This is a genomic window from Azoarcus indigens (genome assembly GCF_004361735.1).
GTDB lineage: Bacteria > Pseudomonadota > Gammaproteobacteria > Burkholderiales > Rhodocyclaceae > Azoarcus > Azoarcus indigens.
This window is the reverse complement of the sequence record NZ_SNVV01000001.1, coordinates 411,242-429,392: the sequence shown is the minus strand read 5'-3', so window position 1 is coordinate 429,392 and position 18,151 is coordinate 411,242. Positions and strand designations below refer to the sequence as shown.

General features: G+C 65.8%; 21 protein-coding genes. 8 read left to right on the top strand and 13 right to left on the bottom strand.

Going from position 1 to position 18,151, the window contains the following annotated elements:
• Positions 1-83 precede the first annotated feature (83 nt).
• From C7389_RS01995 to htpG, 3 genes are all read left to right on the top strand, one after another.
• Positions 84-314 (top strand): DUF3567 family protein, encoded by a 231-nt coding sequence (locus C7389_RS01995; RefSeq protein WP_133587815.1) that lies wholly within the window; start codon positions 84-86, stop codon positions 312-314.
• An 83-nt stretch (positions 315-397) separates the two neighbouring features.
• The gene (gene greB / locus C7389_RS01990; protein WP_133587813.1) at positions 398-952 is read left to right on the top strand and encodes a transcription elongation factor GreB; all 555 of its coding nucleotides are present in this window, start codon (positions 398-400) and stop codon (positions 950-952) included.
• 136 nt (positions 953-1,088) lie between these two features.
• The gene (gene htpG / locus C7389_RS01985; protein ID WP_133587811.1) at positions 1,089-3,026 is read left to right on the top strand and encodes a molecular chaperone HtpG; all 1,938 of its coding nucleotides are present in this window, start codon (positions 1,089-1,091) and stop codon (positions 3,024-3,026) included.
• A gap of 78 nt (positions 3,027-3,104) precedes the next feature.
• Here htpG and C7389_RS01980 read toward each other — a convergent pair whose 3' ends face one another.
• Complete coding sequence (locus tag C7389_RS01980) at positions 3,105-4,505, bottom strand: chloride channel protein (protein WP_133587809.1); 1,401 nt, start codon at positions 4,503-4,505, stop codon at positions 3,105-3,107.
• A 225-nt stretch (positions 4,506-4,730) separates the two neighbouring features.
• Here C7389_RS01980 and C7389_RS01975 point away from each other — a divergent pair, with 225 nt between their 5' ends.
• Both C7389_RS01975 and C7389_RS01970 read left to right on the top strand, forming a co-directional pair.
• Positions 4,731-5,243, top strand: a complete 513-nt coding sequence (locus C7389_RS01975; RefSeq protein WP_133587807.1) for a MarR family winged helix-turn-helix transcriptional regulator — start codon at positions 4,731-4,733, stop codon at positions 5,241-5,243.
• Between the two features lie 290 nt (positions 5,244-5,533).
• Positions 5,534-6,304: an oxygen-binding di-iron domain-containing protein gene (locus tag C7389_RS01970; RefSeq protein WP_133587805.1), complete on the top strand. Its 771-nt coding sequence runs from the start codon at positions 5,534-5,536 to the stop codon at positions 6,302-6,304.
• A 38-nt stretch (positions 6,305-6,342) separates the two neighbouring features.
• Here C7389_RS01970 and C7389_RS01965 read toward each other — a convergent pair whose 3' ends face one another.
• Both C7389_RS01965 and C7389_RS01960 read right to left on the bottom strand, forming a co-directional pair.
• A complete protein-coding gene (locus C7389_RS01965; protein ID WP_133587803.1) occupies positions 6,343-7,521 on the bottom strand; it encodes a vWA domain-containing protein in 1,179 nt (392 codons plus the stop codon).
• 15 nt (positions 7,522-7,536) lie between these two features.
• Complete coding sequence (locus C7389_RS01960; RefSeq protein WP_133587801.1) at positions 7,537-8,400, bottom strand: AAA family ATPase; 864 nt, start codon at positions 8,398-8,400, stop codon at positions 7,537-7,539.
• 142 nt (positions 8,401-8,542) lie between these two features.
• Here C7389_RS01960 and C7389_RS01955 point away from each other — a divergent pair, with 142 nt between their 5' ends.
• Both C7389_RS01955 and C7389_RS01950 read left to right on the top strand, forming a co-directional pair.
• On the top strand, positions 8,543-8,863 hold the full coding sequence (locus C7389_RS01955) for a c-type cytochrome (protein WP_133587799.1): 321 nt from the start codon (positions 8,543-8,545) through the stop codon (positions 8,861-8,863).
• On the top strand, positions 8,860-9,210 hold the full coding sequence (locus C7389_RS01950) for a c-type cytochrome (protein WP_133587797.1): 351 nt from the start codon (positions 8,860-8,862) through the stop codon (positions 9,208-9,210). Before C7389_RS01955 ends, C7389_RS01950 begins: the two co-directional genes overlap by 4 nt.
• A gap of 153 nt (positions 9,211-9,363) precedes the next feature.
• On the opposite strand, the gene C7389_RS01945 is transcribed toward C7389_RS01950, so the two are convergent.
• Entirely contained in the window at positions 9,364-9,690 is a 327-nt protein-coding gene (locus tag C7389_RS01945) for a hypothetical protein (RefSeq protein WP_133587796.1), read from the bottom strand.
• A 102-nt stretch (positions 9,691-9,792) separates the two neighbouring features.
• Here C7389_RS01945 and C7389_RS01940 point away from each other — a divergent pair, with 102 nt between their 5' ends.
• Positions 9,793-10,200: a helix-turn-helix domain-containing protein gene (locus C7389_RS01940; RefSeq protein WP_133587794.1), complete on the top strand. Its 408-nt coding sequence runs from the start codon at positions 9,793-9,795 to the stop codon at positions 10,198-10,200.
• Positions 10,201-10,233: 33 nt separating this feature from the next.
• Here C7389_RS01940 and C7389_RS01935 read toward each other — a convergent pair whose 3' ends face one another.
• The 9 genes from C7389_RS01935 to rsxA form a co-directional block, all read right to left on the bottom strand.
• Positions 10,234-11,364: an ABC transporter substrate-binding protein gene (locus C7389_RS01935; protein ID WP_133587792.1), complete on the bottom strand. Its 1,131-nt coding sequence runs from the start codon at positions 11,362-11,364 to the stop codon at positions 10,234-10,236.
• A 101-nt stretch (positions 11,365-11,465) separates the two neighbouring features.
• Positions 11,466-11,897, bottom strand: a complete 432-nt coding sequence (locus C7389_RS01930) for a DUF1841 family protein (RefSeq protein ID WP_133587790.1) — start codon at positions 11,895-11,897, stop codon at positions 11,466-11,468.
• A 27-nt stretch (positions 11,898-11,924) separates the two neighbouring features.
• Entirely contained in the window at positions 11,925-12,557 is a 633-nt protein-coding gene (gene nth, locus C7389_RS01925) for an endonuclease III (RefSeq protein WP_133587788.1), read from the bottom strand.
• Positions 12,558-12,578: 21 nt separating this feature from the next.
• Positions 12,579-13,295, bottom strand: coding sequence for an electron transport complex subunit E (locus C7389_RS01920; RefSeq protein ID WP_133587786.1), 717 nt, complete (start codon positions 13,293-13,295; stop codon positions 12,579-12,581).
• Between the two features lie 10 nt (positions 13,296-13,305).
• A complete protein-coding gene (locus C7389_RS01915; RefSeq protein WP_133587784.1) occupies positions 13,306-13,968 on the bottom strand; it encodes an RnfABCDGE type electron transport complex subunit G in 663 nt (220 codons plus the stop codon).
• On the bottom strand, positions 13,965-14,972 hold the full coding sequence (locus C7389_RS01910) for an RnfABCDGE type electron transport complex subunit D (protein ID WP_133587781.1): 1,008 nt from the start codon (positions 14,970-14,972) through the stop codon (positions 13,965-13,967). The genes C7389_RS01915 and C7389_RS01910 overlap by 4 nt, the downstream gene beginning before the upstream one ends.
• A complete protein-coding gene (gene rsxC / locus C7389_RS01905) occupies positions 14,969-16,855 on the bottom strand; it encodes an electron transport complex subunit RsxC (protein ID WP_133587779.1) in 1,887 nt (628 codons plus the stop codon). Before rsxC ends, C7389_RS01910 begins: the two co-directional genes overlap by 4 nt.
• Positions 16,852-17,415 (bottom strand): electron transport complex subunit RsxB, encoded by a 564-nt coding sequence (gene rsxB / locus C7389_RS01900; RefSeq protein WP_133587777.1) that lies wholly within the window; start codon positions 17,413-17,415, stop codon positions 16,852-16,854. Before rsxB ends, rsxC begins: the two co-directional genes overlap by 4 nt.
• A gap of 25 nt (positions 17,416-17,440) precedes the next feature.
• On the bottom strand, positions 17,441-18,025 hold the full coding sequence (gene rsxA, locus C7389_RS01895; protein ID WP_133587775.1) for an electron transport complex subunit RsxA: 585 nt from the start codon (positions 18,023-18,025) through the stop codon (positions 17,441-17,443).
• Positions 18,026-18,151 lie beyond the last annotated feature (126 nt).

Here is an 18,151-nt window from a genome sequence, read left to right as displayed (position 1 = left end):
CGGTGCCGGCGTGCCCATGTGGGAGGCGTCGACGCAGTTTCCCCGGCGCTTTGACCGGGACTGTCGTGACGGGAGCGAAAACCATGAACGTCGTCTGCAACAACCCCGTGCTGTATGTGGTGGATTACCCTGCGCAGGATGCGGTCGAGGTCATAGACAAGCGCAGCGGCCGTGGCACCCTCATCCGGGCCGAGGCGGCGCACCGTTTCCGCGAGGAACTGAGCCTGCTGGCCAACTCGGAGGAGGCGGACGACTTCGGCGAGTTCATCGATCACTACGATGCGCTGCTGACCCAACCCGCGATCTATCACTGAGGCCGCGCCTACGCCGCGGCCTGGCCCGCCGGTGGCGCTTGCCGTACCATCGGCGGGATTCACCGGCAAGCGGAACACCCATCGTGAACAAGGCATTCGTCAAGGAAAGCGAGGGTGGGGACGATGACGAAGAACTGTCTCCCACCCTGCGGCTGCCGCCCGGCAGCAAGAATTACATGACGCGGCGTGGCTACAATGTGCTGCGCGAAGAACTCGACAATCTGGTGCGGGTGGAGCGGCCCAAGATGGTCGAGACGGTGGCCTGGGCGGCCTCGAACGGCGACCGCTCCGAGAATGGCGACTACATCTACGGCAAGAAGCGGCTGCGCGAGATCGACCGCCGCATCCGCTTCCTGATCAAGCGCATCGAGAGCGCCGACGTGGTCGACCCCGAGCGGCAGCAGGGCATAGACCAGGTGTTCTTCGGGGCGACGGTGACCATCACCGACCTGGACGGCGGCAATGAGCAGCGCTGGCAGATCGTCGGCGTGGACGAGGCGGACGCTTCCGCTGGCCGCATCAGCTGGATTTCGCCGCTGGCGCGGGCGTTGCTCAAGGCCCGCGAGGGCGACGTTGTCCGCTTCATGAGCCCTGCCGGCATGCGGGAGCTGGAAGTCGCTGCCATCCAGTACGAGTAATTCCGGCCTGCATTCGCCCCCGGGGCTTGAAATGCGCTTCGGCGGCCCCATCTCTGCGGGCGCGATTCACCGTTTCCCTTTATCTAAATGACACGCGGGGCCCGCCGGCCCCGGGAAACCTGTACGGAGTTGTTCCATGTCCGAAGCCAAAGCGGCGTCCGCCCAGACCCTCAACTTCCAGGCCGAAGTGAAGCAACTGCTTCACCTGATGATCCACTCCCTGTATTCGAACCGCGAGATCTTCCTGCGCGAGCTCGTCTCCAATGCCTCCGATGCCTGCGACAAGCTGCGCTTCGAGGCGTTGGACACGCCGGCGCTGTATGAATCGGACTCGGAGTTGAAGATCCGTATCGACTTCGATAGCAGCGCCCGCACCATCACCATCGCCGACAACGGCATCGGCATGAGCCGGGATGAGGCGATCGCCCACCTCGGCACCATTGCGAAGTCCGGTACCAAGGAATTCTTCGGCAAGCTCACTGGCGACCAGAAGAAGGACGCCCACCTGATCGGTCAGTTCGGCGTCGGCTTCTACTCCGCCTTCATCGTCGCCGACAAGGTCACCGTGCTCAGCCGTCGCGCCGGTCTGGATGCCGCCGAGGGTGTGAAGTGGGAGTGCGCGATGACTGGCGAAAGCGCTGGCGAGTACTCCGTCCAAGCAGTGGACAAGGCCTCCCGCGGCACCGAGATCACCCTGCACCTGCGTGAAGGCCAGGAGGACCTGCTGTCCGGCTGGAAACTGAAGAGCCTGATCCGCAAGTACTCCGACCACATCGTCCAGCCCATCGTGATGCGCAAGGAAGAGTGGGACGAGGAAAAGAAGGAGCAGGTGCTGCGCGATGAGTACGAGACCATCAACCAGGCCAATGCGCTGTGGACGCGCTCCAGGAACGACATCAGCGACGACGAGTACAAGGCCTTCTACAAGCACGTCGGCCACGACTACGACGAGCCGCTGGCCTGGACCCACTCGCGCGTCGAGGGCCGCCACGAATACACCCAGCTGCTCTACGTACCGGCCCACGCACCCTTCGACATGTGGGACCGCAACGCCAAGCATGGCGTGAAGCTCTATGTGAAGCGCGTCTTCATCATGGACGACGCCGAGAAGCTGCTGCCGGCCTACCTGCGCTTCGTGCGCGGCGTGGTGGATTCCGCCGACCTGCCGCTTAATGTTTCACGCGAGATCCTGCAGGAGTCCAAGGATATCGACACGATCCGGGCCGGCTGCACCAAGAAGATCCTCGGCCTGCTCGAAGACCTGGCGACCAGCGAGGAAGCCGGCGACAAGGAAAAGTACGCCACCTTCTGGAAGGAATTCGGCAAGGTGCTGAAGGAAGGCGTGGGCGAGGACTTCGCCAACAAGGACAAGGTCGCCGGTCTGTTGCGCTTCGCCTCAACCAAGGCGGACACGCCGGAAGAGACCGTGTCGCTGGCCGACTACATCTCGCGCATGAAGGAGGGTCAGGACAAGATCTATTACGTCACCGCCGAGACCTTCAACGCCGCCAAGAATAGCCCCCACCTGGAGATCTTCCGCAAGAAGGGCATCGAGGTGCTGCTGCTGTCCGACCGCGTTGACGAGTGGGTGATCGGCAACCTGCCGGAGTTCGACGGCAAGCCACTGGTCTCCGTCGCCAAGGGCGGCCTGGACCTGGGCGCGTTGGAAGACGAGGCGGAGAAGAAGGAAGCCGAGAAGGCAGCCGACGACTACAAGGAGTTGCTGGAGAAGATGAAGGCCAGCCTGGGCGAGCGGGTGAAGGACGTGAAGGTGACGCTGCGGCTCACCGACTCGCCCGCCTGCCTGGTCGCCGACGAGCACGACATGGGCATGAACCTGGCGCGTATCCTGAAGGCGGCTGGCCAGTCGGCGCCCGTCTCCAAGCCCATCCTGGAGATCAACCCGAACCATCCGGCGGTGCTGCGGCTGAAGTACGAGGACAAGAATTTCGACGACTGGGCCCAGGTGCTGTTCGACCAGGCCCTGCTCGCCGAGGGCGGCACGCTGGACGATCCGGCGACCTTCGTGAAGCGGATCAACCAGCTGATGCTGGCGATGAGCGGCACGAACTGATCCCTGCGGACTCCCCGGCTGGCGCTGTCGGCCTGGTGGGGCGGAAGGGCATGTCCTGCAAGGGACATGCCCTTTTTCTCATTTCTGCAGCGCCGTCGTCTCTTCCTGTATCGGTACGGTGCGGCGTTCCGCCCGGCGGGAAGAAAGATGCGCTAGCGCGTGGTACAGCGGCACCGGCGATACCGACTTGGAGAAGCCGTGGGCGACTACCGCTGTTGCCATCAGCGGCAGCAGCATCTGGTGGTTGGCGGTCATCTCCATGACGATCACGAAGGAAGTGATGGGCGTCTGCGTCATGCCGGCGAGGAAAGCCACCATGCCCAGCACCAGCATGGCCGAGCCCTGTTCGCCGGGCAGCATCATGGCGATGTCCGTGCCCAGGCCGGCGCCCACCGCCAGCGCTGGGGCGAAGATGCCGCCGGGAATGCGGGAGACGAAGGCCAGCCAGATCACCGTCATCTTGGCGAGCAGGAAATACATCGGCAGGGCGGAGGTGCCTTCCAGCGCCGCCTTGGACTCCTCGTAGCCAGTACCGTAAGTGAGGCCGCCTGTGGCCAGGCCGATGAGGGCGGTGCCCAGGCCACAGGCGGCGGCAAAGGCCACTGGCCGCTCGGTGGAGAACTTGCCGATCTGCCCTGGCAGGCCGCGCGCCGAGGCGATCAGCAGGCGGGAAAAGCCGCCGCCCAGCAGGCCGCCGACCGCCCCGCACATCAGGATGGGCCAGATGCTCTCATGCCACTGGATGGCAGAGGGTGTGCGGCCGAAATAGGTGTAATTGCCCAGTAGTGCCAGCGACATCAGGCCGGCGAAGATCACCGCCGTCAGCGTGGTGCTGTTGGCGCGGAAGGAGCGGTGCCGGCACATCTCCTCGATGGCGAACATGATGCCGCCCAGCGGTGTGTTGAAGGCCGCCGCGATGCCAGCGCCGCTGCCAGCGACGATGAGATCGTGGCTGGAGGCGATGCGGTGCCGCCGGCGCCCGGCCAGCATGTGCATCATCGAGGCGCCCACCTGCACCGACGGACCTTCCCGGCCGACCGAGGCGCCCGACAGTAGCCCGCCCAGCGTCAGCAGCACCTTGGCGATGGCAATGCGGAAGGATAGTAGCTGGCGCCGGATGCGGCCGTCGTCCGACAGCGAGGCCGCAATCGCCTGCGGAATGCCACTGCCCTCGGTGCCGGGGAAGAAACGCTGCGACAGCCAGGCCATCAACGCGAAGCCGGCGGGGGCGACGACCAGCGTCAGCCAGGGCGCCCAGTTCATCACCCGGTGGTGGAAGGCGATTGCCAGTTCGGCACCGATGGCGAAGAGGATGGCGATGAGGCCGGCGAGCAGTGCTGCGCCTACCAGCAGCAGGCGCTTGTGCCATCGGCCTATGGATAACCAGGGCAGGGCGTAGCGCCGGCTGCCGCGGGCAAGTTGGGTCAGGGTTCGGCGGGAATACGGCGCGTTATCCGGCTGGGGCTCGGTGGGCGGCATCGAAGGTCGGGGGACGGAGATTATTCTTCTGAATCGGGGCGGAAAAATACTTTCGCCGGGTATTACATTTTCGCTAAACCTTTTCGCAGGGTGCTGCGTTTACCTGCCATGCCGCTGCCCTGATTCCGGTTCAGCGCGCAGGATCGACACGATACGCCACCCCGGACGGGATGGTAAATTTTTTGACAATGATGGTTTGAGCAAATATAGTCGGAGCCAATTTTCATGCCGCAGTCGAACACCGCCTTGAAGAAGTCCGGGGAAAAAGGGGTGCAGGTCACGCCATTGTCGGTCCTGCAACGATTCAGAGTCCTGATCCGGACGGCGCAGCGTCACTCCCAGTGGATAGAGCGGCAAAGTGGTGTAACCGGAGCCCAGCTCTGGGCGCTACAGGAGCTCGCCGAGGCTCCTGGCCTGCGGGTGGGCGAACTGGCCAACCGCATGGCACTGCATCAGTCCACCGCCTCCAACATGGTGGATCGCCTGGAAACCTCCAAGCTTCTCCGGAAGGAGCGGACCAGCGCGGACCAGCGGGTCGTCCGGCTCTATCTCACCACCGACGGCGAAGCCCTGCTGGGGCGGGCACCTTCTCCGGCCAGGGGCGTGCTTCCGGAAGCGCTGCGCCTGCTCGACGAAGAGGCGCTGCTGCGCCTGCAACGCGAGCTCGATGTACTACTGCGGCAGATCAAGGACTTGGACGAGGGCTTTGGCATGCAGCCTCTGCCTTTTACCGAGTGAGCCTCGTCTTGCTCTTTCATGGCCGCCCGGCGGTCATGACGTTGGATGAAAGCACGCCCGGTCCGGCGGGTACACCGGTCACCGTTTCGCACTTGTGCGGACAGCAGCTTCAAGGCGGCCCCCGGGGCCGCCTTTTTTTCGCCTGAACGTTTTCTTAAGCTGTTCGCACGGAAAAAAAGCGTCGAGTTTTGATCGACATCAAAGCCCGCGCTGATGCCCCGCTACGGGGTGTTACGACTGCTGTAGAGTAGCCCGCCTCCCCATCCGGCCTTCCGCAGAGAGAGAGAAAAATGGCAGTCGAGCTCTACAACGACGGCACCCATATTTGCCTTGCCTTCTACGATCTGGTGGATGAAGAGGCTGAGCATGCGGTGCAGTGCAACCAGTTCCTGATCGTGGATGGCGGCCACGGCGCATTGGTGGACCCGGGCGGCAACATGACCTACAACGGGCTGCTGATGGGCATGCAGCGCTATTTTCCGTCGCGCAACCTGGATTACATCCTCGCCTCGCACCCGGACCCGGACATCATCGCTTCGCTGAACAAATGGATGGTGACGACCCGCTGCCGCGTCCTCATCTCCAAGCTGTGGACCCGCTTCCTGCCGCATTTCACCACCGGCCGCGATTATTCCGAGCGCATCATTGGCATTCCGGACGAGGGCATGCTGATCCCGCTGGGCGGCAGCAAGCTCAAGGCCCTGCCGGCCCACTTCATGCACTCGGAGGGTAATTTCCAGTTTTACGACCCGGTGGCCAAGATCCTTTTCTCCGGCGACATGGGCGCTTCCCTGATCGACCATGTGCTGGCTGGCGAGCCGGTGAAGGACTTCGATGCCCACATCCCGTCGATGATGGGCTTCCACCGCCGCTACATGGTGTCGAACAAGATCTGCCGCTACTGGGTGAACATGGTGCGCACGCTGGACGTGGAGATGATCGTGCCGCAGCACGGCGCACGCTTCGAGGGCAAGGAGATGGTCGCTCGCTTCCTGTCCTGGATCGAGAACCTGCCCTGCGGCATCGACCTGATGACGCAGGACAGCTACCGCGCCCCGTGAACGGCGCCGGCGCCGCGGTGCAAGGCTGCGGCAGCCCTTCAGTGCTTGCGTGAAAGGACCTGCATCGCGCGGGTCAGCCCCTCCAGCGTCATCGGATACATCCTCTCCGCCACCAGTTGCCGGATCAGTCCAATGGACTGCCGGTATTCCCACAGGCGCTCCGGCTCCGGATTGAGCCAGGCGGCGGCGGGGTAGGCGTCCAGCAGACGGCGTAGCCAGGCGGCGCCGGGCTCGGCGTTCATGTGTTCGATGGAGCCGTGGGGGTGCATGATCTCGTAGGGGCTCATGGTGGCGTCGCCGACGAAGATCAGCTTGTAGTCCGGCCCGTAGCGGTGGATCACGTCTGCAAGGGCTGTGCGTTCGCTGTGCCGGCGGCGGCTGTCTCGCCACACGCTTTCGTATACGCAGTTGTGGAAGTAGAAGTACTCCAGGTGCTTGAACTCGCTGCGGCAGGCGGAGAACAGTTCCTCGCAGACCTTGACGTGGTCGTCCATCGAACCACCGACGTCCAGGAACAGCAGCACCCTCACCGAGTTGTGGCGTTCCGGCCGCATCATCAGGTCCAGCCAGCCGGCGTTATGGGCGGTGGCGGCGATGGTGCCGTCCAGGTCCAGCTCCTGCGCGGCGCCGTCGCGGGCAAAGCGGCGCAGGCGGCGCAGTGCGACCTTGATGTTGCGGGTGCCAAGTTGCACCTGGTCGTCCAGATTGCGGAACTCGCGCTGCTCCCAGACCTTGACCGCACTGCGGTTGCCGGCGGAATCGCCGCCGATGCGGATACCTTCCGGATGGGTGCCATTGTTGCCGAAGGGCGAGCTGCCGCCGGTGCCTATCCACTTGGAGCCGCCTTGGTGGCGCTCCTTCTGTTCTTCCAGGCGCTGGCGCAGCGTCTCCATCAGCTTGTCCCAGCCCAGGTTCTCGAGGCGGGCCTGCTCTTCCGGGCTGAGGTATCTGCGCGCGGCCGCTTTCAGCCATTCCTCCGGCAGTTCCTGCGCCAGCCCGGGCAGCTCGGTGACGCCCTTGAAGTACTCGCCGAAGGCCTGGTCGTAGCGGTCGTAGAGGGATTCATCCTTGATCAGGCAGATGCGCGACCAGTAATAGAAGTCCTCCAGCGACTGGCCGCACACATGCTGGCGCAGGCCATCGAGCACGTTCAGGTACTCACGGGTGGACACGGGCAGCTTGCGGGCCTTGAGGTGGAGAAAGAAGTCGATCAGCACGGCGCGCCTCCAGCCTCAGCGATTGTTCCGCGCCATGAACACCAGGCGTTCGAACAGATGCATGTCCTGCTCGTTCTTAAGCAACGCGCCCGCCAGCGGCGGCATGGCGACCTTGCCATCCTTGCTGTGCAGCGCTTCGGCCGGGATCTCTTCTGCCACCAGCAGCTTCAGCCAGTCGATCAGTTCGGAGGTGGAGGGCTTCTTCTTCAGGCCGGGAACGTCGCGCAGGCCGAAGAACACCTCCAGCGCTTCGTTGAGCAGCGCCTGGCGGATGCCGGGGAAGTGGACATCCACGATGCGCTGCATCGTCTCCTTGTCCGGGAAGCGGATGTAGTGGAAGAAGCAGCGGCGCAGGAAGGCATCCGGCAGCTCCTTTTCGTTGTTGGAGGTGATGAAGACGATGGGGCGATGGCGGGCGCGGACCAGCTGGCGGGTCTCATAGACATGGAATTCCATCCGGTCCAATTCGCGCAGGAGGTCATTGGGGAATTCGATGTCGGCCTTGTCGATCTCGTCGATCAGCACCACCGTCTGCTGTTCCGCTTCGAAGGCCTGCCACAGCACGCCCTTGACGATGTAGTTGGAGATGTCACGGACGCGGTCGTCGCCCAGTTGCGAGTCGCGCAGGCGGGAAACCGCGTCGTACTCGTAAAGCCCCTGCTGGGCCTTGGTGGTGGACTTCACATGCCACTGCAGCAGCGGCAGGCCTAACGCGGCGGCTACCTCCTCCGCCAGCATGGTCTTGCCAGTGCCAGGCTCCCCCTTGATCAGCAAGGGGCGCTGCAGGCGGATGGCGGCGTTGACCGCCAGCATGAGGTCGGGAGTAGCAACGTAATCCTTGGAGCCTTCGAAGCGCAGTTGGGGTTGGGAACGGGACATCGGGGAATCCTCTGATTAGTAGTCGCCGATTATAGGACTAGCTTTAAACGGTACGCTGCCCGCCGCCGGACCGGGGTTCGAGAAGAAGTCGGGTGCGTCCAAGGTGCCGGAAACGGCATCCAACCCACACGGAGGAGGCTGCATGCTCAAGCGACATCTGCTTCTGGCCCTAGGCGTGGCACTCACCTGTAGTCCCGCGAACGCGGCCGAAGGGAATGCCGAAGCGGCAAAAGGAAAAATCTCGATGTGCATCGGTTGTCACGGCATACCGGGTTACCGTACTTCCTTTCCCGAGGTGTACCCGGTTCCCAAGCTGGGAGGGCAGCATCCGGAATACATCGTCCGGGCGCTGCAGGCCTACAAGAGCGGCGCACGCAGCCATCCCACCATGCGGGGCATCGCCGGCGGACTCAGTGATCAGGACATGGCCGATCTCGCCGCCTACTACGGGGGTGGGAAATGAGCGCCCTCGCCAGAAGTGTCCTCCCCAGGCCGGCGCTTGCGCTGTCGGCGTTGCTGCTGGCCTGTCTTTACGTACTGCCATCGGAGGCGGCCGATCCGGCGGCTGGCAAGGAGAAGTCCGCCGTATGCGCCGCCTGCCACGGAGCTGATGGCAACAGCCAGACGGCGGATTTTCCCCGCATCGCCGGCCAGCACGAAGGCTATCTGCTACAGGCCTTGCATGACTACAAGTCGGGCAAGCGCAAAGACCCAATCATGGCGGCGCAGGTGCAGGCCCTGTCCAGGCAGGACATGGCGGATCTCGCGGCGTGGTTCGCGAGTCAGCAGGGGCTGTTCATCAAGCGTTGACGAGAAGCCCTGCGGCAGCAGGGTTTTTTCCCGCCGGGGAGCGGATAATCCGTTCCTTGCCCGCCGCGTCTGCATGCGCACGTGGCCCGGCGCGCCTGCGCCCAAATCATCGATGGGTATGAAGCAGTGCCCCGACAAAGGGGGCGGAAAGGCTTAGCCTGATCTTCTCTTCAGGTATTCCCTAAAGATGCCGATATTCAGAGCATGCATACGATCCCGGTGGGCGTCACGTGCCGTCGTCAGGCGGATGTGATGCTCATTGGGCGCATTGGCGAACTCGAGCAGACGCGCAATGGTGGTGTAGGTCGTATTCAATGCGGCCGCGTCACGTTCTATGGTCTGGGCGGCAACTTCGAGATCGGCTATCCGGCCCTCCAGAAAACGGGCGGCAGCGGATTCCGCGGAATTCGCATAGACCGCCATGAGTTGCAGCCCGTGCTGAACGACATTGCTCGGGCTCAGGTTCGTGCGCTCTGGCATGACGGTTCAGGACGGAATACTCCGGATGGGGATTCCAAATAGCTTACGTAATTCAGATAGTGATACGCGAATGCGTACCTGTCAACTTCTTTCAGGATGTGAATGGGCTCCATCGGAGAACGGCTCAGGAGCGAGCGGCTGCGTCTGGGTATGAGCCAGGCCGACTTTGGCTCGCTTGCAGGGGTGCAGAAGCAAGCGCAATTGAAATACGAGAAAGGGGAGCGCCTGCCTGGGGCGGCCTACCTGGCGGCGGTTGCCGGTGAAGGCGTGGACGTGCTGTATGTGTTGACTGGCCGGCGGGCAGTGGAGGTTGCGGCCGGCGAGCCGGTGATCGCAGTGGAACTGCTGGAGGCCTGCGTGGAGGCTGTGGAGCTGGAGGTGGCCAATCTGCCGCGGCAGCTGTCCTTGGCGACGAGGGCGCGGCTGATCGCGGTGGCTTATCAGCTGAGCCTGGCCGAGCACAAGGTGGAGATCGAGTTGCTCCGTCCACTGATCAAGCTGGCGATCTGAAGCGCGGTGGCCGGCAGCCTGCCGGCCCGGACCTCAATGGACGATGCGGCCGCCGCTGCCGATCATCGCAAAATCCACCAGCGCCGAGCCTGGGCGGCCGGGCGTGCCGAAGTCCAGCAGATAGCCACCCAGATCCTGGTTGCGCATCGACTGCAGCGCCTTCAGCGGGCTGCCTGCCGCGCTGTTCTGGCGCAGGGCGGTGACCAGCGCCTTGGCGGCGATGAAGCCCTCGATGGAGCGGGCGGACAGATCGGGGTTTTGCGCGCCGGCCTTCAGCTTCAGGTACTCGCGGTTCACCGCCAGGGTGTGCTGACTTTCCAGCGGCAGTACCACCGAGAAGGCGAAGCCGCGGGCGGTCTCCGGCCCGAGTTGGGTCAGCAGCTGCTGGGTGTCGATGATGGAAAGCCCGTAGAGGGTCGCCAGGCCGCCCTTCGCGCGGTACTGGCGGACGAATTCGATGGCGGCAGCAGTGGTGGCGCCGAGGAAGATGGCCTGCGGTTCCGTTTTCAGCATCTCGGCCACCGCGGTACTTACTTCGGTGGTATTGCGCGGGTATCCGACTTTGGCCAGAAGCTGGATGCCGCGGCTGGCGGCGGCCTTGTCGGCGCCGGCGAGCACGTCCTGGCCGAGCGCGTCGTCCTGGTAAACCAGGCCGACCCGGGTGATGGTGAGGTTGGAGAGTTTCTCGAACAGCCGGCTCACCTCATCGTGGTAGCTGGCCTTGACCACGAAGACGGAAGGCGCACCGATGACCGCGCTGGCGCCTGACACTGCTCCGACCAGCGGCAGGGCGCTGCGCACCAGCACGCCATCGTCGATCAAGGCCTTCACGTTGTCGGTTCCGACCGTGCCCAGCAGCGCCACGGGGGCTTCTTCCTGCACCAGGCTCTTCACCAGCCGCACGGTTTCCTGCGGTTTCTGGGCGTCGTCCCGGGTCACCAGCCGGATCTGCTGGCCGTTGATGCCGCCCTGGCTGTTCACATGGTCGATGTAGAGCTTGGCGCCGGCATGGATAGCCTTGCCAGTAACCGCCTGCGACCCGGAAAAGGGAGCGACCTGACCAATGACGATTTCCCTGGCGTGGGCGGGCAAGGCAGCGAGAGAAGCTGCGGCAGGGGCCAGGGCAAGCAGGCAGGCACCGATGCGAAGGCGGAATGAAGACATTGGCGTTTCCTCGGTGGAGAGGCTTTCATGCCCGGAGCGGGCGGCCGGCCATTCTTCATTCTGCCTTTTGGGATATGCAATTGCGGATATCCGAGGGGGCTTCAGTGGCGCTCCGCCCGCCTCAGCACGCAGCCGACATAGGCGGCGCCGTCCGGCTGGCCGCCCCTGCGCTGGGCGTCGAACAGCGTCTCGCCCAGGCATTCCAGCGCGTCGTGCATCGCATCGTGACGGCTGCCGCGCTTTTCGCAGGCGCTGTTGAAAGCAGCGCGTATGCCCGGCGGCTGATCGATGGAGAGCTGTTCCTCGATGGCGAGGTGCAGCGAAAGGTGCAGGAAGGGGTTCAGCTGTCCGTCATCCGGGCTGAAGTCGCGGTCTATGGCGTCCGGGTCTTCCACCACGGCGTGGTACTCCGGATGCAGGCCGATGACGTCGGCGGCGATGGCCTCCAGCGGAGTCAGGACTTCATGGGCGCGGTGCTTGCGCCAGGCCTCGATGAAGAAGGAGCGGACCTGGTCGCGGCTGGGATTGAACATGGGCGGTTCTCCTAGGGGCGGCCGCCTTCAGGCGGTCTTGTCACGGAAACAGCACAGGTCGCGCACGGTGCATTGTCCGCACAGGGGCTTGCGGGCGACGCAGACGTAGCGTCCGTGCAGGATGAGCCAGTGGTGGGCGTCCAGCAGGTAATCCTTGGGAACGCGCTTTAGCAGCGCCTGTTCCACCGCCACCACATCCTTGCCTGGCGCCAGGCCGGTGCGGTTGGCGACGCGGAAGATGTGGGTGTCCACCGCCATCACCGGATGCCGGAACACGGTGTTGAGCACCACGTTGGCAGTCTTGCGGCCGACGCCGGGCAGGGCTTCCAGCGCCTCGCGCTGCTGCGGTACTTCCCCGCCATGCCGTTCCAGCAGCAGGCGGGACAGCGCGACCACGTTCTTCGCCTTGTTGCGGAACAGGCCTATGGTCTTGATGTACTCGGTGACCCCGGCCTCGCCCAGGCTCACCATTTCCTCCGGCGTTGGCGCCGCGGCGAAGAGCTTGCGGGTGGCGATGTTCACCCCTTTATCCGTCGCCTGGGCGGAGAGGACGACGGCGACCAGCAGCTGATAGGCGCTGCCGTATTCGAGTTCGGTCTTGGGTTCCGGGTTGGCTTCGGCGAGGCGGCGGAAGAATTCACGTATCGCGTCGCGTTTCATCGTGGGCATCGTGGACGGCGGTCAGGAAGTGAGCGGGGCGCTTGCGCCGGCCCGCCCGTCTGCCGCCGGAAGGGGCGAGTTGGAGGGCGGGTGGAGGCGGCGAGCGGCGCGGCGCTGGTTGATGGCGTTGTATGCGGCGATCAGGCAGCCGAGGGTGAAGAAGGCGCCCGGCGGCAGCGCAGCGAGCAGGAAGCCGGGGTAGGCGTCGCCGAAGAGATGCAGCGCACTGGCGCCGGGCAGCAGCATCTCGATGCCGGCCAGCAGGGTGCCGCCGGCGGCCAGTTCGCGTAGCGCGCCGAGCACCGCGAGCACGCCCAGCAGCCCGGCGCCCATCATGACGGCATCCACCGTGGAAGTGAGCGCCGGGTTCTTGGCAGCGTAGGCTTCTACCCGGGCGAGCACGATGCAGTTGGTGACAATCAGCGGGATGAAGATGCCAAGCACCAGGTAGAGGCTGTGGAAGTAAGCGTTGAAGGCCAGATCCACCACGGTGACCAGCGCGGCGATGATGAGGATGAAGACCGGGATGCGGATCTCGTAGGGGATGAGGTTGCGCAGGCAGGCCACCGCCAGGTTGGAAAGCGCCATCACCAGGATGGTCGCCAACCCGAGGCTGACCGCGTTGACCATATTGGTGCTGATGGCCAGCAGCGGGCACAGGCCCAGCAGCTGGGCGAGGCCGGGGTTCTGCTTCCACAGTCCGTTGTGGGCGAGTTCGCGGAATTCCTGACGGGTCATGGCGCCTTCCTCAGGGTAGTCGGCTGCCGGCGGGGGCTTGGTAGAGTTGCGGGCCCTGGGCCTGGGCCCAGCCGGCGGCGCGGCCCACCGCCTGACCGACGGCGCGCGCGCTGATGGTGGCGCCGCTGCGGTAGGCCAGGGTACCCCCGTCCTTGGTCGGCAGCCAGTGGGCGGCTTCGTTGCTGCGGCCGGCGAACTGGGCGATCCAGGGGGCGTGCTTGTCGCGGTCTTTGCGCGGGTCGATGTAGTCGCCCAGGCCGGGCGTCTCCTTGTGGGCGGTGACGCGCACGCCGCTCACCCGGCCGTCGACGCCCAGGGCGACCAGCAGGGCGATGCGGCCGGCGTAGCCATCCGGCGCCACGGCTTCCATCACAAGTGCGACCGGTTCGCCGGCGCGGCGGGCGCGCCAGACGCGCGCGCCCTTGTCCAGGCCCGGCGGCGGCGTGTGGCCGACGAGCACGTAGTCCTCCAGCAGGGCGTTGTCGTAGCTGGCGGGCGGTAGTACCTCATCCACCAACCGCATCTGTTCCTGCTCCCGAGAGGCTTCGATGGCTGGCCGGGTGGCGTGGTAGGTGTAGGCCATTGCCGCGGTGAAGAGCAGGGTGAACAGCAGCATGATGGCCGCGGTGCGCAGCGCGGTCTGGGCGGCGTTTGGTGTGGCTTCGCTGCTCATGGCGACTCGCCTCCGCGGTGGCCGAAGACCGGCGGCTGGGTCTTCATGTCGATCAGCGGCACGCAGATGTTCAGCAGCAGGACGGCGAAGGCAAGGCCTTCCGGATAGGCGCCGAAGCTGCGGATGAGCCAGGCGACGAGGGCGATGCCGGCGCCGAAGATGAGCTTGCCGCGCGGCGTTGTAGCGCCGGAGACCGGGTCGGTGATAATGAAGAAGGCGGCCAGCAGCGCGCCGCCGGAGACGATGTGGAACCACGGTGGGGCGAATTGCGCGGGCTGGATCAGCCAGGCCGTGCCGGACACGGCCGCCAGCGTGAGCAGGAAGGCCAGCGGCATGTGCCAGGTGATGACGCGGCGGGCGAGCAGCGCCAGACCCCCGAGCAGGTAGGCCGCGCCCACCCACTCCCAGCCGCTGCCGCCGAGGAAGCCGAAGGGCGGCGTCTGCCGTAGTGCATCCACCGTGGCGCCGGGCGCGCGCAGGCCGGTGCGTAGGGCGTCCAGCGCGGTGGCGCTGCTGATGGCGTCGATGTTCCGCGCGCCGCCGAGGATGAGGTCCAGCTGCGCGCTGAAATCCAGCTGGCCGGGCGCCGGCCACTGCGACATCAGCGCCGGATAGGCCACCATCATCGCGCAGTAGGCCGCCATCGCGGGATTGAAGGGATTCTGGCCGAGGCCGCCGTAGAGGTGTTTGGCGGCGACGATGGCAATCAGCACCGCCAGCACCGTCAGCCACCAGGGCACTAGCGGCGGCAGCGACAGCGCGACCAGCCAGGCGGTGACGACGGCGGAGAGATCGCCCAGCGCCAGCCCTGCAGCGCGGCCGCGCAGCCGCAGCATCGCGGCTTCTGCCGCCATCGCCGCGCAGCTCGCGAGCAGCAGATTGACCAGGATGCCGGCGCCGAACTGCCAAGCATAGGTGGCGATGCCCGGCAGCAAGGCCAGCAGCACCGTCAGCATCACGCCGCGCACGCCCGGAGCGGGCCTCAGGAAGGGGGAGTACATCATTTTGGCGGTTCGGGCGGCGCTGGTGGAAGGCTGGCGGCTTGTTGGCGCCGGGCCTCGATGGCGGCGATCTCGGCCTGTGTTGCCGGGCTCAGCTTGTCGGTATTGCGCGGCGGCGCGGCGGCCTGCTGCGCCTGGGCGCGGGCCATGGCGGCGGCGATCAGCGCCTTCTTGTCGGCGGTGCCAGGGGCCGCTGCCGACGTGGCGGAAGTCTCCCCGGCATCATCTCCTGCCGGGGGGGAGACTTGCTGGCGGCGGGTCTCGATGGCGGCGATTTCGGCCTGCGTATCCGCGCTGAGATTGTCGGTATTGCGTGGCGGCGCGGCGGCCGGCTGGGCCTGGGCGCGGGCCAGCGCAGCGGCGATCAGCGCCTTCTTCTTGTCCTCGGTGGAGGAGGGGGCTGCATCCGCCGGCTCGCCGGTGGGTAGCGGCTTGTCTGCCGAGGCGCGGGCCGCGGCGGCTGCAGCTGCATTGCGTGCAGCCAGCTTGGCCGCTTTCTCGCTTTCCTCGCGCTCCTGGCGGAAGTTGCGGAATTCGAAGCGCTGGCGGGCGGCGTCGGCGGCCTCCTTCTCGCGTTCGTGCGCCCAGACCTCGCTCTTGGCGTAGCGGTAGTAATCCACCAGGGGGATGTGGGCCGGACAGACGTAGGCGCAGCAGCCGCATTCGATGCAGTCGAACAGGTGGTATTCCTGCGCCTTGCCGAAGTTGCGGGCACGGCTGAACCAGTAGAGTTCCAGCGGCTGGAGGTCGGCCGGGCAGGCGCGGGCACAGTCGCCGCAGCGTATGCAGGGCTGCTCCGGCGGCGCCGGCGGGAACAGCGCCGGGCTGCTGGCGAGGATGGCGTTGGTGGCCTTCACCACCGGCGCGTCGAAGTCCGGCATGGGCAGGCCCATCATCGGCCCGCCCATGATGTAGCGGTCGGTGTCCGGCTGCGGGCCTGCCAGTGCCACCACCTCTCGCATCGCCGTGCCGATCAGCACGTCGTAGTTGCGCGGCCGGGCCACATTGCCGGCTATGGTGACCACCCGTGAAATCAGCGGTCGGCCAAGATCCAGCGCCTGATGGACTGCGAAGGCGGTGCCGACATTGAAGCACTGCACGCCGTAATCGGTGGAGCGCCGGCCGTGCGGCACCTCGATGCCGGTGAGTACCCGGATCAACTGCTTCGCGCCGCCGGCCGGGTAGCGGGTAGGCACGGCGACGACCTCCGCTTCGCTGCCGGCCGCGGCCTGCATGGCGGCGAGGGCCTCCGGCTTGTTGTCCTCGATGCCGATGACGATTTCCCGCGCCTGCAGGATGTGCTTCATCAGTGCCGCGCCGCGCAGGATGCCGGCGGCACGTTCTCGCATCAGCATGTCGTCACAGGTGATGAAGGGCTCGCACTCGGCACCGTTGATGATCAACGTGCGGGTGCCATGCGGGCCGGGGCGCAGCTTCTGGTGGCTGGGGAAAACGGCGCCGCCCAGGCCGACGATGCCGGCGTCGCGCAGGAGGTCGCGCAGGGCGTCCGGCGGCGTGCCGGCGACATTGACCGGCTCCAGATCCGCCCAGCGTTCCTCGCCGTCCGCGGCCAGCACGATGGCGGGCGCCAGCAGGCCGGAGGGATGCGCCATCGGCTGCGGGCCGATCTGCAGCACGGTGCCGGAGGTGGGCGCGTGCACCGCGACCGACAGCCCGCCGTCGGCCGCACCGATGCGCTGGCCCTTGAGTACCCGGTCACCGGCCTGCACCAGCGGCAAGGCCGCCGCACCGGTGCTCTGCCACAAGGGCACCACCAGCCGCGCCGGTAGCGGGGCGACGGCGATGGGCTCGACGGTGGAGGCCGCCTTGTGCGGTTCCGGCTTGATCCCGCCATTGAAGGAGAACAGCTTGCGCAGCGCCGTCATGCCGCCCGTTTCCCTTCGACCCGCAGCGGCACCACCGGGTAGCGCCACTTCCAGGTCTGCACGGTTTCCGCCTGCGTCACCATGCTGATGCAGTCCACCGGACAGGGCGCCACGCACAGCTCGCAGCCGGTACACAGCTTGTCGACCACGGTGTGCATCTGCTTGGCCGCGCCGACGATGGCATCCACCGGACAGGCCTGGATGCACAAGGTACAGCCGATGCAGATTTGCTCGTCGATCACCGCCACCGCCTTGGGTTTCTCGACGCCGTGCGCCTCCGACAGCGGCTTGAACTCGCGGCCCAGCAGATCGGCCAGCTTGCGTATGCCTTCCTCGCCGCCGGGCGGGCACTGGTTGATTTCCGCCTCGCCGCCAGCGATGGCCTGGGCGTAGGGTTTGCAGCCGGGGTAGCCACACTGGCCGCACTGCGTCTGCGGCAGGATGGCATCTATCTTCTCCACCAGCGGGTCGCCCTCGACGCGGAAGCGCACGGCGGCGTAGCCCAGCGCGGCGCCGATTGCCAGGGCGATACCGGTCATCACGAGCAGGGCGGAGAGCATGGCGGGAACTCGTGGCGCGGGCCGTTCAGCGGAAACGGTCCAGCCCGGCGAAGCCCATGAAGGCAAGGCTCATGAAGGCGGCGGTGATCATGGCGATGGCGGTGCCCTTGAACGGCCCCGGCACGTCGGCGCCTTCCAGCCGTTCGCGCAGCCCGGCGAACAGGATCAGCGCCAGGGTGAAGCCGGCGGAAGAGCCGAAGCCGAATAGCAGCGATTCCAGCAGATCGTGGCCCATGCCGACGTTCAGCAGCGGGATGCCCAGCACCGCGCAGTTGGTGGTGATCAGTGGCAGATAGATGCCCAGCACCTGGTGCAGCAGCGGGCTGCTCTTCTGGATGACCAGTTCGGTGAGCTGAACGATGGCGGCGATGACGACGATGAAGGACAGCGTGCGCAGGTAGGCGAGATCGTTCGGCTGCAGCAGGTAGCGGTCTATCAGGTAACTGCTGCCGGCGCCCAGCGTGAGCACGAAGGCAGTCGCCAGCCCCATCCCCACCGCGGTCTCCAGCTTCTTGGACACGCCCATGAAGGGGCACAAGCCGAGAATGCGGACGAAGACGACGTTATTGACGAGGACGGCGCCAATGACGATGAAGAGGTAATGGCTCATGGCCCCGGGGGCAGGCTGCAATCGGCGGATTATCGCGCCGCCGGGGCGGGCGGCTCAAGCCCGCCGTTTGGGGGAACCGTTGGAGCTTGGGGCCGGCGACAGCCCTGGCGGGCGCTCCAAGGGCTG